The sequence below is a fragment of the Pseudomonas sp. RL_5y_Pfl2_69 genome (assembly GCF_963970465.1).
GTDB lineage: Bacteria > Pseudomonadota > Gammaproteobacteria > Pseudomonadales > Pseudomonadaceae > Aquipseudomonas.
This window is the reverse complement of record NZ_CAXAOU010000005.1, coordinates 50,600-66,403: the sequence shown is the minus strand read 5'-3', so window position 1 is coordinate 66,403 and position 15,804 is coordinate 50,600. Positions and strand designations below refer to the sequence as shown.

8 protein-coding genes and 1 pseudogene are annotated in these 15,804 nt (G+C 61.4%); 6 read left to right on the top strand and 3 right to left on the bottom strand.

Annotation, left to right across the window (positions count from 1 at the left end):
• Positions 1-4: 4 nt before the first annotated feature.
• Together AACY07_RS24290 and AACY07_RS10530 are read right to left on the bottom strand one after the other, a co-directional pair.
• Positions 5-520 (bottom strand): annotated as a pseudogene (locus tag AACY07_RS24290) (methyl-accepting chemotaxis protein); the annotation flags it as partial.
• A gap of 1,526 nt (positions 521-2,046) precedes the next feature.
• Positions 2,047-3,690, bottom strand: coding sequence for a GGDEF domain-containing response regulator (locus tag AACY07_RS10530; RefSeq protein ID WP_339474730.1), 1,644 nt, complete (start codon positions 3,688-3,690; stop codon positions 2,047-2,049).
• A gap of 266 nt (positions 3,691-3,956) precedes the next feature.
• Between AACY07_RS10530 and AACY07_RS10525 the strand changes: the two genes are divergently transcribed.
• The 5 genes from AACY07_RS10525 to AACY07_RS10505 all read left to right on the top strand — a co-directional run bounded on the left by AACY07_RS10525 (position 3,957) and on the right by AACY07_RS10505 (position 9,327).
• The gene (locus AACY07_RS10525) at positions 3,957-5,024 is read left to right on the top strand and encodes a DUF2333 family protein (RefSeq protein WP_133078776.1); all 1,068 of its coding nucleotides are present in this window, start codon (positions 3,957-3,959) and stop codon (positions 5,022-5,024) included.
• A 3-nt stretch (positions 5,025-5,027) separates the two neighbouring features.
• Positions 5,028-5,561, top strand: a complete 534-nt coding sequence (locus AACY07_RS10520; RefSeq protein ID WP_339474728.1) for an NUDIX hydrolase — start codon at positions 5,028-5,030, stop codon at positions 5,559-5,561.
• A 310-nt stretch (positions 5,562-5,871) separates the two neighbouring features.
• On the top strand, positions 5,872-6,243 hold the full coding sequence (locus tag AACY07_RS10515; RefSeq protein WP_019825846.1) for a translation initiation factor Sui1: 372 nt from the start codon (positions 5,872-5,874) through the stop codon (positions 6,241-6,243).
• 208 nt (positions 6,244-6,451) lie between these two features.
• Entirely contained in the window at positions 6,452-8,371 is a 1,920-nt protein-coding gene (speA, locus tag AACY07_RS10510; protein WP_133078778.1) for an arginine decarboxylase, read from the top strand.
• Between the two features lie 86 nt (positions 8,372-8,457).
• Positions 8,458-9,327 (top strand): alpha/beta hydrolase, encoded by an 870-nt coding sequence (locus tag AACY07_RS10505; RefSeq protein WP_339474727.1) that lies wholly within the window; start codon positions 8,458-8,460, stop codon positions 9,325-9,327.
• 15 nt (positions 9,328-9,342) lie between these two features.
• Here the strand turns inward: AACY07_RS10505 and AACY07_RS10500 are convergent, their stop codons facing one another.
• Complete coding sequence (locus tag AACY07_RS10500; protein ID WP_339474726.1) at positions 9,343-10,698, bottom strand: MATE family efflux transporter; 1,356 nt, start codon at positions 10,696-10,698, stop codon at positions 9,343-9,345.
• Positions 10,699-10,891: 193 nt separating this feature from the next.
• Between AACY07_RS10500 and AACY07_RS10495 the strand changes: the two genes are divergently transcribed.
• Positions 10,892-15,781, top strand: a complete 4,890-nt coding sequence (locus AACY07_RS10495) for an alpha-2-macroglobulin family protein (RefSeq protein ID WP_339474725.1) — start codon at positions 10,892-10,894, stop codon at positions 15,779-15,781.
• Positions 15,782-15,804: the final 23 nt, after the last annotated feature.

Sequence of the window (15,804 nt, the reverse complement as noted above, 5' to 3'; positions counted from 1 at the left end):
CGGGTTACACCCGAAACGCCTGCACCGCGGTGTTGAGTTCTGAGCCCAGGGTCAGTAGTTGCTGGCTCTGGTCGCGGGCAATGCCGATGCGTTGCAGGTTTTCGTCCCCCAGCACGTGAATGCGCTCGCTGTGATCGCGAATCTCGCTGACGGCGCCCGTTTGTTGTGCCGTGACGTCGGCAATGCGCACGGCGGTGTCTGAGATGGTTGCAATCGCCCCGACAATCTCATCCAGCGCACCGTCCGCGTCCTGGGCTTGCTGGGCGGTGGCCTGGGCGTGGGTCACTTGCGCACGGATGCCCTCGACCGATTGGCGGGCGGCCAGTTGCAGCCCGCCAATGAGTACCTGTATTTCGTTGGTCGCACCCGCAGTACGTTGCGCCAGGGAACGCACCTCTTCGGCGACCACCGCAAAGCCACGGCCCATTTCACCGGCGCGGGCAGCCTCGATGGCGGCGTTGAGCGCCAGCAGATTGGTCTGGTCCGCAATGGAGCGAATCACGGTCAGAACCCCGCCGATGGTGGCCGATTCTTCTGCAAGACGTTCGATGGTCTGCGCATTGCCTTGCACTTCTCCCACCAGGGCGTGCAGCCCGGTCAGGCTCTGGCCGATCACCCGTTGCCCTTGTGCCACGGCCAGCCCCGCGCTGCGGCTGGCGTCGGCGGCCTGGCTGGCATCGCCAGCCACCTGAGAAATGGTGGCCTCCAGCTCGCCCAGTGCGTCGCGGATTTGCGCGGTATCACCTGCCTGGCGTTGTGCGCCGCTGTGCAGGCCCGTGCTCAGTTCGGCCAGGGTCTGGCTGCTGCCGGCCACCTGCTCGGCATTCAGGCGCAGGGTGCCCACCAGATTCACCAGATAGCTGCGCAGCCGGTTGAGTGATGATTCGATGTCGCGCAATTCCCGGTTGGTTTTGCCCAGCTGAATGTCGCGGCTGAAGTCACCCTCGGCCCATGTCGAAAGCAGCGGGGCCAAGTACGTCAGCACCCGCGCCAGTTTGCGTTGCAGGGTGTCGATCAGCAGCGCAATCAGCAGGATCAGGCCAATCATCAGTCCCTGAATCAACCGCACTTCGTTCTGGATCTGCCCGTGTTCGGCGCGCACCACCGGCTCCAGCCCGGCGATGGCCTGCTGCACTGCATCGAGTTTCAGGTGGGTGGCGGCGCTGAGTTGAGCGCGTTGTTCTATCTGGTTCCGGGTGCGCTTGAGCTCCGCCGGGTAGCGGCTCAGCAGGCTGTTGAGTTCGCGCTTGAGGCCAATTCCGGCGTCTTCGGCCTGGGTTGTGGCGGTGGATTCCAGTCCCATCATCGCGGCAAAGTCGTCGGTGTCCGAAGCGCTTTTGCTGCTGACCCCCAGCAGGGGCAAGGCGTCGATTTGCCGGACCTGGCGCTCAATGCCGTCCAGCTCACGCGCCACGTCGCCCGCCAGCTCACTGCGCCCGCTACTGACCAGCTTGTCGCGAGCAAGAGACAGCTTGGCCAAATGTTGCGAGGCGCCAAGCAACCAGGGCAGGTAGGCGCGGGCCTCGGGTGAGGCGGCATCGCTGGCGTACTGGCTGAGTTGTTCGAGGCTGGCGCCCAGCTCGCGTTCGGCTTGCAGCAGCAAGGCCTGGGGATCACCGGCCAATTTGCCGGCAGCCAGCAACTGGGTATTGCTGTAGGTGCTCAGGTCTTCAAGGCTGGGGCGCAGCGCATCGGCCAGCGCCACAGGTAATGGCTTGAGTTCGTCCTTGAGCGTGTCGAGGGCGCTGTTGGCATCGCTCAGACGCAGGGCATCGCCGCTGGCCAGGTAGTCCTCGATATTGCGTGCCACCTTATTCTGGAACTGCTGCGAGAGGCTCAGGTAGCGCTCCATCAACAGGAAGGGCCGTTCCAGTGCCTGTTGTGACCACCACAAGGTTGCGCCAAGGGCGAGGCACACGGCGACCAGCAACAGTGTGTTGAGATTGGTTAGCAGCTTCAGGCGCATGTGGGATTTTGCCTACAACACAGTCAGAAGCGGCAGAAGTTATTGCACTTAAGTTACAGCGGTATGACGGAAAACAGGGGTTACGAGCAAATAGTGGCAATTGGCCTTGTCTGGGTGAAGCGCTGCACCTGATTGCGGCCGCTGTTCTTGGCCCGGTAAAGGGCTTCGTCTGCCTGTGAGGCCATCAGCAGGCTGTCAGCCTCGTCCTGCATTTGCACCACGCCGGCGCTGAACGAGCACGACAGATCGGTCGGCTGGGCGGGGTAGTGAATCTCCGAAAAACGTTGGCGAATCTGATTGAGCACCTTGTAAGCCGACTCTTGGTCCGTATCGGGCATCACAATCGCAAACTCTTCGCCGCCGTATCGGCCAATAAAGTCGGTTTTACGCAGGCGCTGCTTGAGAAACAGCGCCAGGCTTTTAATCACCCGATCGCCCATTGGGTGGCCGTAGCCATCGTTGACGTGTTTGAAGTGGTCCAGGTCGAGCATCGCAAAGCTCAATGGACGATTTTCACGGCGCGCGCGAAAGGTGCAGTCTTCGAGCAGTTGCAGGATATGGGTGTGGTTATACAGACCGGTCAGGCTGTCGCGCACCATGCGCGCCTTGAGGTGGCGGGCACGGGCGGCCCGATTGCGTACGGTGGTAATCAGATGGCGCGGCTGGATGGGTTTGGTCAGGAAGTCATCGCCGCCTTCGCTCATGGCGTCGAGTTGCTTGTCCATGTCGTCTTCGGCTGACAGATAAATGATGGGCACACTCACATAGCGATCGTTGTGGCGGATGACCTTGGCCAGTTCGGTGCCCGTACAGCTGGGCATGTACATGTCGAGGATGATCAGGTCCGGCTGGAAGTCTGCAAGCTGGGCCATGGTCTGAATCGGATCGGTCAGGGTGCGGGTGACAATTCCCGCGCTGTTGAGCAGGCGCTCGGTAAGCAACGTCTGGGCCCGGGAGTCGTCAATGATCAGCACTTTGTAAGGTTCGTACTGAGCGACACAGGTCAGCACTTCGACCTTTTCCATCAGGATGGACGCTTCGAGGGTGCCGGTCATAAACGCTTGCCCCCCTGCGCGCACGGCGGCCAGGCGCGTCGGGGTGTCGGTTTCATGCAGGCTGAAAAACAGCAGCGGCAGTTTTTGCTCAAGGCCTACCTGGGCTTCGGCGGCCAGTTCCAGGCCAAGGCCCGGACCGCCGAAATCAACGTCCATCACAATCGCGGCCGGATGGCGCTCGGCCATGGCGTGGCGAAAGCTCATCGGGTTGCTGAAGGCCTGGACGCTGAGTTCAAAAAACTCCAGTTGCCTGGCCAGGCGGTCCGCCCGCTCCAGATCCTGCAGCAAGATATACACAGGCTTGCGCAGCGGCGGCAGGCGGATGTTGGCGTCTACGTCGCCCTGGCGCAGGCCGGTGCGCGACAGGCGCTGCATCAAACGGTTGAGCTCGGTGATGAGCTGGCTGCTCAGGCGACTTTGATTGGCGGCCATGTCTTGCAACGCAACGTTGATCGCCCGAGCCAGTTCGGTGTGCTCCGGTTGTTCAAAGCGCTTGGCAAAACGCAACAGGCGCAGGTTGGCGTCGTCGAGTTCGGCCAGGCTTGCGGGTGACCATTCATTGGCTTGTAAACGCTGCCACAGCTCAAGGAGCTGACGTGCCTGGTGGGTGACCCGCTGGGCAAAGTGGTGTTTCAGGCGTTCGCGACTGGGGTCTTCTAGCTCTGTCATATCCTGGCTGCTGGTAAGTGAGCATGCTGAAATGGAATGGTGGCTCTATGCTAGCAGCTCGTTTCAAATGTACGAGTTTCTACTTGAAATTAACGGGTGGGTAGCCATTTTGCCCATCGCCCGCGTGCTTGTTCTATAGTGCCGGGCGTAAATGGCCCCTGCGATACGGCAGGAAGCCCGGCCCCGATTTAAAAGCGTGCACCCAAGGCACGATGGGTTAGGGTTATGGTCGAACCGTTGAATCAAGCAGATGAAAGGACATAGCCATGCTGGACTGGAAAAAACGTGAGGGCAGTGCCCGCGAATCGGTCAAAGAGACGAAAACACAGTCGCGTGGCTATTTCAAAAGCATTCTGCTGAGCCGCTCCATCGCCGTGCTCGTGGCGATTTTCGTGGTGGTGAACCTGGGGCTTGGCTGGTACTGGAGCCAGGAACCGGACCTGTTCCCTGTGCAACAAAACGCCCAGCTGGCGGCCGAGAAAGAAGGCAAACAGATGGTGCCGGGCTTCACCACCGTCGAAACCCTCAAGACCGTGGCCGGTACGTTGCTCAACAAGCCGGGCGGGTATCTGTCCAATGACCGTCTTCCACCGGGCATCTTTTTGGACAATATCCCGAGTTGGGAATACGGCGTTCTGGTGCAGGTACGGGACCTGACCCGCGCCCTGCGCAAAGACTTCGCACGCTCGCAATCGCAATCGGCCGAAGATGCGGATCTGGCCAAGGCCGAGCCGCGCTTCAACTTTGACAACAAGAGCTGGATGCTGCCGTCCAGCGAATCCGAATACCAGGAAGGCATCAACTCCCTGAGCCGCTATCAGGCGCGCCTGTCTGATCCGAATCAGAAAAATGCACTGTTCTATGCACGTGCCGATAACCTCAACAACTGGCTGGGTGATGTAGGGACCCGTCTGGGTTCGCTGTCGCAACGCCTGTCGGCCAGTGTCGGGCGGGTAAAGCTCAATAGCGCACTGAAGACCGAATCTCTGCAGCCGGGCCAGGTGCCGGTGGTTGACGAAGAAGTGGTCGAAACGCCGTGGATGCAGATCGACAACGTGTTCTACGAAGCGCGGGGTCAAGCCTGGGCCTTATCGCACTTGCTGCGTGCCATCGAAGTTGACTTCGCCGACGTGCTGGCCAAAAAGAACGCCACGGTGAGCGTGCGCCAGATCATTCGCGAGCTGGAAGCGGCTCAGGAACCGGTCTGGAGCCCCATGATCCTCAATGGCAGCGGCTATGGCGTCCTGGCTAACCACTCGCTGGTCATGGCCAACTATATTTCCCGCGCCAACGCGGCGGTCATGGACCTTCGTCAATTGCTGTCCCAAGGCTAAGCGATGGCTATTTCAGCTTTGGAGGCCGCACACCGTGCGGCCTCTGATGTCGAGCAAGTTGCCTGGGTCGATCGCGATGATTGCTTGCTGGGCGCCCTGGCGCGCCATGAATTGCGCGAGCGGGGCCTGATCGGTCGCGGTACGTTCATCCTTTTATTCAATTCTGCCGGGGAACTGTGCGTGCATCAGCGCACCCTCAGCAAAGCGCTGTACCCGGGTTTTTGGGATGTGGCGGCAGGTGGAATGGTGGGTGTGGACGAAACCTACGCCGAGTCGGCTGCCCGGGAACTGGCCGAGGAGCTTGGGGTCAGTGGCGTGGCGCTGACGGCCCATGAGCGGTTTTACTTCGAAGGCCCGCAGAACCACCTGTGGTGCGCGGTGTTTTCGGCGGTGTGGGATGGCCCCTTGCAGGTGCAGCCCGAAGAAGTTCAGCAGGCCTGCTTCATGCCGGTGCACGAGGCACTGCGCTTGAGTACGCACCTGGACTACTGCCCAGACTCACTGGATGCGCTCAAGCGTTATCTGGCCCAGAGCTGACGTTGATTTCCCCTGTGGGAGCGGGCTTGCTCGCGATTCAGGCGACCCGGTTTTTCAGTTGCACCGCTGCGATCCCGTCGCGAGCAAGCCCGCTCCCACAAGTTCGTGGCTGGCGCTTTAAAAAATGCCGCCGATTGGCTATTGGGCAGCAGCGATTTTGTCGTTACACTGCGCGACCTTTTTCAGGCTCAGGCGGTTTTCCCGCCTGAGTTGCGCTGCCCCTGCCAGAGTGGGGCTTCGCGGTCGGTATCCCTTGGCGCAACAGCGTCATGCACCGGCCAATTATTTGTCCTCCGAATGAGGATTGCCGGTGGCCAAAAAAGCCGCATCCTTCGCCGCCCTTGGTGGCCTGGTATTTTCCACCGACGCAGGTCGTCACTGTCCGGACTGTCGCCAGCCGGTGGACGCCTGTACCTGCAAACAAACCCTGATCCCCGAAGGTGATGGCATTGCCCGCGTGCGTCGCGAAAGCAAAGGCCGTGGCGGCAAGACGGTGACCACCATCACCGGCGTGCCGCTGGCTGAAGACGCGCTCAAGGAACTGGCCACGACGTTGAAAAAACGCTGTGGCACCGGTGGTGCGTTGAAAGACGGCATCATCGAAATCCAGGGCGATCACGTCGAACTGTTGCTTGGCGAGTTGATCAAGCACGGGTTCAAAGCCAAGAAATCCGGCGGCTAGCAGCCTCTGTGAAAACCACCGCACAGCCGATCTGGCGCCTCTGAAGGGCTGGCCAGATTGTGCTTGCCATGGTTTTCACAGAGCCTGTTATCACGGGTTTCTAAACTCGGCGCTGTTGTCAGGGTCTGACTAATCGTCACGTTCACACTTTAGACTGCGCCAGCCTGCTTTCAGGCTGGGCTATTTGACTTATTTATAGGGGACTTCGATGTCCGTACGACGCACACGCAAAGACGATGGCAGCCAATGGACAGTTGCGGACAGCCGCAGCGTTTATGGGATTCGCCATTGGGGGGCCGGGTATTTCGCGATCAATGAAGCCGGTCGCGTAGAAGTCCGTCCGAACGGCCCGAACAGCTCGCCCATCGATCTGTACGAGCAGGTCGACGAATTGCGCAAAAACAGTGGCTTGTCCTTGCCGTTGCTGGTGCGGTTCCCGGATATCCTGCAAGACCGTGTACGCCAGTTGACCGGCGCTTTCGATGCCAATATCGAGCGCCTGGAATACCAGAGCAAGTACACCGCGCTGTACCCGATCAAGGTAAACCAGCAAGAAGCGGTGATCGAAAACATCATCGCCACCAAAGATGTGTCCATTGGCCTTGAAGCCGGCTCCAAGCCTGAGCTGCTGGCCGTGCTGGCGCTGGCCCCCAAGGGCGGCACCATCGTCTGCAACGGTTACAAGGACCGCGAGTTCATCCGTCTGGCACTGATGGGCCAGAAGCTGGGTCACAACGTCTTTATCGTGATCGAGAAAGAATCCGAAGTAGACCTGGTGATCGAAGAAGCGGCCTCGCTGAAGGTCAAACCTCAGGTGGGTCTGCGCGTACGTCTGTCGTCCCTGGCATCGAGCAAGTGGGCTGACACGGGCGGCGAGAAATCCAAGTTTGGTTTGTCTGCCGCGCAATTGCTGTCGGTGGTTGAGCGTTTCCGTGTGGCCGGCCTGGATCAGGGCATCCGCCTGTTGCACTTCCATATGGGCTCGCAGATCGCCAACCTGGCGGACTACCAGCACGGCTTCAAGGAAGCGATTCGTTACTACGGCGAACTGCGCAACCTGGGCCTGCCGGTTGACCACATCGACGTGGGCGGCGGTCTGGGCGTGGACTACGACGGTACGCACTCGCGCAACGCCAGCTCGATCAACTACGACATGGACGATTACGCCGGTGTGGTAGTGGGCATGCTCAAAGAGTTCTGCGACGCGCAGAGCCTGCCGCATCCGCACATTTTCTCCGAGAGCGGCCGTTCCCTGACTGCGCACCACGCCATGCTGGTGGTGCAAGTGACCGACGTCGAGAAACACAACGACGACGTGCCGGTGATCGAGAACAAGGAAAGCCTGCCCGAGACCGTGCAATGGCTGGTTGACCTGCTGGGTCCGACCGACATTGAAATGGTCACCGAAACCTACTGGCGTGCCACGCACTACATGAGCGACATCGCTGCCCAGTACGCCGACGGCAAAATCAACCTGGCTGAAAAAGCCCTGGCCGAGCAGTGCTACTTCGCCGTATGCCGTCGCCTGCACAACTCGCTCAAAGCGCGTCAGCGTTCCCACCGTCAGGTGCTGGACGAACTCAACGACAAGCTGGCCGACAAGTACATCTGCAACTTCTCGGTGTTCCAGAGCCTGCCGGACACCTGGGCGATTGGCCAGGTCCTGCCGATCCTGCCGCTGCACCGTCTCAACGAAGAGCCGCTGCGTCGCGCCGTGCTGCAAGACCTGACCTGCGACTCCGACGGCAAGATCAAGCAATACGTCGACGAGCAGAGCATCGAAACCAGCCTGCCGGTTCACGGGCTGAACGAAGGCGAAGACTACCTGCTGGGTATCTTCCTGGTGGGCGCTTACCAGGAAATCCTGGGTGACATGCACAACCTGTTTGGTGACACCGATTCGGTGAACATCTACCAGAACGAAGACGGCAGCGTTTATCACGCCGGTATCGAGACCCACGACACCATCGAAGACATGCTGCGCTACGTGCACTTGTCGCCCGAAGAGCTGATGAACCACTACCGCGACAAAGTGGCCAGCGCCAACATCAGCGTCAAGGAGCGTACCCAGTATCTGGACGCGCTGCGTCTTGGCCTGACCCGTTCGTCGTACCTGTCGAGCCACTGATTGCCCGACATAGTCCTCGCTGACTGAACTACGCTGACCTGTGCATTGCAGGGGTCAGCGTTTTTTTTTGCCCAGAGGTCGCAGGCATGTCCAATACCTTCAAACGCGTCATCGGGCTGGCCTGTGCGGGACTGATGGGCTGGCTGCTCAGCGCCTGCTCACCGGTGCGGGTCATCAACGGCCTGACACCCACCAGCAGCTTCGACAAAACCAGCGACATTGCCTACGGCGCAGACCCACGGCAAACCCTCGATATCTACCGCCCCAAGCAGCCTGCACCCGGCGCGCCGGTGGTGGTGTTCTTCTATGGCGGCAGCTGGAACAGCGGCTCGCGCAGTGACTATCTGTTTGTGGGCGAAGCCCTGGCTTCGCGGGGGATCACCACGGTGATTGCCGATTACCGGCTTTATCCACAGGTGCGATATCCGGAGTTTCTGGTGGACGGCGCGCAGGCGGTGGGCTGGACGTATCGGCACATTGGCGAGTACGGCGGCAATCCCCAGCGTCTGTACTTGATGGGCCACAGCGCCGGGGCCTACAACGTCGCGATGCTGGCCCTCGATGCGCAATGGTTGAAGGCGGTAGGCCTGAGCCCGGCCAATGTCCGCGGCTGGATTGGTCTGGCTGGGCCATACGACTTTTTGCCGATCAAGGATGAGGCCGTCAGGCCGGTATTTTTCTATCCGGACTCACCGCCCGAGTCGCAGCCGATTCGTCATGTCAGCCACGCGTCGCCGCCGACGTTATTGATGGCGGCCGCGACGGATACGTTGGTCAATCCGACCCGAAACACAGGCGGCCTGGCCAATGCACTGCGCGAGGCGCAGGTGCCGGTGCAGGAACTGTACTTTTCGCGCACCAGTCACGTGACGCTGGTGGCGGCGCTTTCACGGCCGCTGCGCTGGCTGGCACCGGTGCTGGACAACGTCAGCGAGTTTGTCACCGCAACCCCGTAGGCGCAGGTTGTGGGGTCAGGTTGCAGCCTTGGGCGTAAACCACTCGTCCCGGCGCTGCATGCGCAACGCATAAACCGCCAGGGTCAGGCTGCGCAGCACCATAAACAGCAGAAAACTTATCCACAGCCCGTGGTTGCCATAACCGTGCAGTGCCCAGGCGACAGGGAGCGCGATAATCACGCTGATGACCATTGCATCCCGCATTTCCCGGGCGCGGGTGGCGCCAATGAACAGCCCGTCGAGCAAATAGCTCCACACTGCAATCAGCGGCAGCAGAGCCAGATAAGGCAGGTACTGGAAGGCGGTTTCGCGCACCGCAGGGATGTCGGTCTGCATTTGCACAAACAGATGGCCGCCGAACATGAACAACAGCGCAAACCCCACGCTGGCCAGCAACGACCAGCCACAGGCCACCACCATCGAACGGCGTAACGCATTGCGATCCCGTGCACCGATAGCATGCCCGCACAGTGCCTCGACAGCATGGGCCAGGCCGTCCAGGGCATGGGCCGCGAGCAGCAGGCCATTGAGCAGCAGCGCATTGGCCGCCACCGTGGCGTCACCCAGACGGGCGCCTTGCAGGGTGATGGAGAAAAACACCAGTTGCAGCATCAGGCTGCGGATAAAAATATCGCGATTGACCCCCAGCAACGGCTTCCAGTTGTTCCAGATGCGTAACCCGGCCCATGCCAGGGTGCCTGGAAACGTGCGCAGGGCGCCGCGGGTTAGCCATAAACCGAGGAGGGCGCCGCTCCACTCGGCAATCACCGAAGCCCGCGCCGAACCGACCACGCCCCAGTCCAGGCCGAGTACAAACCACAGGTTAAGGGCGATATTGACCAGATTGGTGGTCAGCAGGATCGCCAGTGGCGCGCGGGCGTTCTGCGTCCCCAGGAACCAGCCCACCAGGGCATAACTGGCCAGGGCAGCGGGCAAGCCAAACAGGCGGATATGGAAAAAATCCAGGGTCAGGGCGTGCAGCTCGGACGAGGGTTGCATCACGCTTAAGGCTATCCCGCTGAACGGAATCGCAATGGCCCCCAGCAGCATCGACAGCAACGCACTGAGCAACAAGCCCTGCACCAGAATTTGTCGCAGTGCGGTGCCATCGCCACGACCTGCGGCCTGCGCGGAGAACCCGGTGGTGCCCATGCGCAAAAAGCCCATCATCCAGGCCAGGAAGATGTACATGCTGGCGCCCACCGCCACTGCGCCCAGCTGATGGGCGTGAGGCAAATGGCCAATGACCGTGCTGTCGACCAGCGCCACCAGGGGCACGGAAATATTCGACAAAATCATGGGCGCCGCCAGCGCCCATACCCGGCGATGGGTTGGGCGATCGCGCCAGTCGGCTGATAGAGAAGATGACATGCAGGCTCCTTTGGGGCCGCGATTGTAACCTGTGGGAGCGGGCTTGCTCGCGCTGCAGGCAGCACGGTGTGTCAGGCCAGTCGCAGTGATGCCCTCGCGAGCAAGCCCGCTCCCACAATCAGACCAGTGCGCCTGTGGTTCCCCACCGGCTGTTATATAGTCGCCCTTTATCTGCCCAGTTAACGAGAACACCATGCTTAACAAAGGATTGTTCCTGGCCTGCACGCTGGCGCTGTTGAGCGCTTGCGATTCTTCGAGCGTCGACAAGCCTGCTGCGCCGACCGTTGCCGCGAGCCAGCCCGCCAAGCCGGTGCAGGACGTCAAGGCCCTGGCCCAGCGTTACGCCGGGCGTGAGTTAAGTGTGGTGGATGTGTCCGAGGTGCAACTGGACGGAGCCAGCACCTTGTCCGTGAGTTTTTCGGTGCCGCTCCATCCTGAGCAGAATTTTGCAGACAAGCTGCACCTGGTCGATGCCAAAACCGGCAAGGTCGATGGCGCATGGGAGCTGTCGGATAACCTGATGGAACTGCGCCTGCGCCATCTTGAGCCTCAGCGCAAACTGATCCTCACCGTTGACCCCGGCCTGCGTGCCGTCAACGACGCCACGTTGGCCGCCGAGTACATCAGCCGCCTTGAAACCCGTGACCTGCAGCCCACGGTCGGTTTTGCCAGTCGTGGCAACTTGCTGCCCACCCGCCTGGCCGAAGGCTTGCCGGTGATCGCGCTGAACGTCGACAAGGTGGATGTTGAGTTCTTCCGGGTCAAACCCGAGTCCCTGCCAGCGTTTCTCAGTCAATGGGGTCGCAACAGCAGCCTGCAAAGCTACGAAGCCAAGGATCTGCTGAGCATGGCCGAGCTGGTGTACGGCGGCCGTTTTGACTTGAACCCGGCGCGCAATACCCGTGAAACCCTGATCTTGCCGACGTCCGGAATCAAGCCTTTGCAGCAGCCGGGCGTGTATCTGGCGGTGATGACGGCGACGGGCAGCTACAACTATTCGACCCCTGCCACCTTGTTCACCCTCAGCGATATCGGCCTTTCGGTACACCGCTATCAGAAGCGTCTGGATGTGTTCACCCAGGCCCTTGAAGGCGGCAGCGCCCTGGCGGGTGTCGAGCTGGAATTGCTCGACGGCAAAGGCCAGATGCTGGGCCAGGGTAAAACCGGTAAAGACGGTCACGCCGAACTGGCGCTGCCCCCCAAGGCCGAAGTGCTGGTTGCGCGCCAAGGCGATCAAACCAGCTTGCTGCGCCTGAACACGGCGGCGCTGGACCTGGCCGAATTCGATATTGGCGGCCCCCAGGGGCATCCGCTGCAGTTCTTTGTGTTTGGCCCTCGTGACCTGTATCGCCCCGGCGAAACCGTATTGCTCAATGCCTTGTTGCGCGACCGCGATGGCAACCCGGTCAAGCCGCAGCCGGTCAGCGTTGAAGTCCGTCGTCCGGACGAGCAGGTCAGCCGCAAGTTTGTGTGGTCGCCGGACGCTTCAGGGTTGTATCAGTACCCGTTGCAACTGGCCGCTGAAGCCCCGACCGGGCGCTGGCAGCTGGTGTTCGACTTCGGTGACGGCAAGCCGCAGCTGTACGAGTTTTTGGTCGAGGACTTCCTGCCCGAGCGTTTGGCGCTGGAGCTAAAGGGTAGCGATACGCCGCTGAGCCCTGAGCAAACCGCTGAAATCCAGGTCAATGGCCGCTACTTGTATGGCGCTCCGGCGGCGGGTAATCGCTTGAGTGGTCAAGTCTATGTGCGGCCATTGCGCGAGGCCGTCAGCACCTTGCCGGGCTATGAGTTCGGATCGGTGACAGAACCCGAGCTGACTCAGGACCTGGAACTGGACGAAAGCGTTCTGGATGCCGAAGGCAAGGAAACCATCAGCCTCGAAAGCCAGTGGAGTGATGCTAAATCTCCGTTGCAACTGATTGTGCAGGCCAGTCTGCAAGAGTCGGGCGGGCGGCCGATTACCCGGCGTCTGGTGCAGGCGGTGTGGCCAGCGGATCGTCTGCCGGGCATTCGCGGCCTGTTTGACGGCACTGAAACCGACGGTGATGGCCCGGTTGAATTCGAGCTGCTGGTTGCCGACAGCCAGGGCAACAAGCTGGCCGCCGACGACCTCAAGGTGCGCTTGGTGCGCGAGCGCCGTGACTATTACTGGAACTACTCGGACAGCGACGGCTGGAGCTACCACTACAACGAGAAGTTTCTGAACCTCAACGAAGAAACCCTCAGCCTCAAGGCGGGCGAAACCGCCAAGGTCAGCTTCCCGGTCGAGTGGGGGCCGTATCGCGTTGAAGTTGAAGACCCGAAAACCGGCTTGATCAGCAGCCTGCGCTTCTGGGCCGGTTATCGCGCCCAGGACAACGCCGAAGGCGGCGCCGTGCGCCCCGATCAGGTCAAGCTGGCGCTGGACAAGGCTGCCTATGCCGATGGCGACACGGCCAGGGTAACGGTCACGCCGCCAGCGGCAGGTAAAGGCTATTTGCTGGTTGAAGGCAGCGACGGCCCGTTGAGGTGGGAAGAAATCGAGGTGCCTGCCGAGGGCAAGGTCTTCGACGTCAAGCTTGACCCACGCTGGGCGCGGCATGACTTGTACATCAGCGCCCTGGTGATTCGCCCGGGTGAGCGCAAGACCAACATCACTCCCAAGCGTGCCGTGGGCGTGCTGCATTTGCCGATCGATCGCAGCCAGCGCAAGTTGGCACTCACTCTCGATGCCCCTGAGAAAATGCGCCCCAAGCAGCCATTGACGGTGAAAATCCACGCTAAGAACGCCGATGGCAGCATCCCCAAGCAAGCCCATGTGCTGCTGGCCGCCGTGGATGTGGGCGTGCTCAACATTACCGACTACCCGACTCCCGATCCATTTGCCAGTCTGTTTGGGCGCAAGGCCTATGGCGCGGATCAGCTGGACATCTACGGGCAATTGATCGAAACCGGGCAAGGCCGTTTGGCCAGCCTGGCGTTCGGTGGCGATGCAGCGCTGGCCAAAGGCGGCAAGCGGCCTGCCACCAGTGTGACGATCGTGGCACTGCAAAGCGCACCCGTGACCCTGAACGAGCAGGGCGAAGGTGAAGTCAGTGTGGATATCCCTGACTTCAATGGCGAGCTGCGCCTGATGGCTCAAGCCTGGACCGATGATCGCTACGGCATGGCCGAGGCCAAAACCGTAGTCGCCGCGCCCTTGGTGGCCGAACTGGCGGCACCGCGCTTTTTGGCCGGTGGCGACGAAACACGGCTGGCGCTGGACGTGTCCAACCTCACCGACACGCCGCAAACGCTGCACGTGAACCTCAACACCGAGGGGCAACTGAGCCTGCTGGGTGACGCGACACAGAACCTGACACTCAGCCCCGGCCAGCGCAGTACCTTGCAGGTTCCGGTCAAGGCGCTAGGCGGGTATGGCACCGGTGTGGTCAAGGTGACGGTCAATGGCCTGGACCTGCCGGGTGAAACCCTGGCGCCGTTCACCCGCGAATGGACGCTGGGCGTGCGCCCGGCGTATCCCGCATTGCTCAAGCATTACCGTGCCGTGCTCAACGACCAGCCCTGGAGCCTGCCCGAGGGCGAGCTGCAAGCCTTTGAGCCGGCCGGGCGTGAAGCCTTGCTCAGCCTGTCGAGCCGTCCGCCGCTGAACCTGGGCGAGCAGATCCGGGCGCTCAAGGCCTACCCCTACGGCTGCTCCGAGCAGACCACCAGCGGCCTTTACCCGGCGCTGTATGCCGATGCGGCCCTGCTCAAACGCCTGGGCCTGGAAGGCGAACCGGACAGCGAGCGCAAACGCAAAATCGAGTTGGGTATCGAGCGCCTGCTGGGCATGCAGCGTTACAACGGCAGCTTTGGCCTGTGGGGCGCGGACGGTCAGGAAGAGTATTGGCTCACCGCCTATGTCACCGATTTCTTGCTGCGTGCCCGGGATCAAGGCTATGCCGTGCCGCCCGAAGCGCTTAAAAAGGCCAGCGAGCGTTTGCTGCGCTATGTGCAGGAGCGCAACCTGATCGAGGCCGATTACAGCGAAAACCTCGAACACACCCGCTTTGCCGTGCAGGCCTATGCGGCGATGGTCCTGGCCCGTAGTCAGCAAGCACCGCTGGGTGCATTGCGCAGCATTTTCGAGCGGCGCAGCGATGCCCGTTCCGGCCTGCCGTTGGTGCAGTTGTCGATTGCCTTGCAGAAGATGGGCGACCAACCACGGGCTGATCAGGCGCTGGTGGCGGGCCTGGCAGTGACCCGTACAGCCGATCAATGGCTGGGCGATTACGGTAGCCCGCTGCGCGATCAGGCTCTGATTCTGGCCTTGCTGGAAGAAAACAACTTGATGGCCGGCCAGCGCGAGCAACGGGTGTTCGACCTGTCCGATCAGCTGGCGGCGAGCCAGTGGCTGTCGACCCAGGAGCGCAACGCGCTGTTCCTTGCCGGTCGCGATCTGTTGAGCCAGCCTGAAGCCAAGTGGTCGGTGCAGCTTGCCAGTGGCGACCAGACCCGCGAGCTGAACAATGCCCAGTCGGGCCTCAAGCTCGACGGGCCGCTGCTGGCCTCGCCACTGACCTTGCGCAACGAAGGCAGTGCGCCGGTTTACCAACAACTGACGATTTCAGGTTATCCACAACAAGCCCCGGCGGCGGGCGGCGAGAACATGAGCATTCGCCGTGACTACCTGGGCATGAACGGGGAGCCGTTGAACCTCAAGGCCCTGAAAAGTGGTGATCTGGTGCTGGTGCACCTGGCCGTGACGGCCAAGCAGCAGGTGCCGGATGCGCTGGTGGTCGATTTGCTGCCAGCGGGTCTGGAGCTTGAAAACCAGAACCTGGGCCAAAGCGCCGCCAGCCTTGAAAACGCCAGCACCCAGGTCAAGCAATGGCGCGAGTCGATGCAGAACGCCAGCGTGCAGCACCAGGAATATCGGGATGATCGGTATGTGGCAGCGTTGAAACTGGATGGCTACGGCACCACGCACCTGCTGTACCTGGCCCGTGCCGTGACTCCTGGCACCTACCGCGTCCCGCCGCCGCAAGTGGAGTCGATGTACCGCCCCAACTGGCAGGCCGTGGGCGAAACACCGGGGGACATGGTGATCAAGGGCCGCTGACCGGTGTGGGAGCGGGCTTGCTC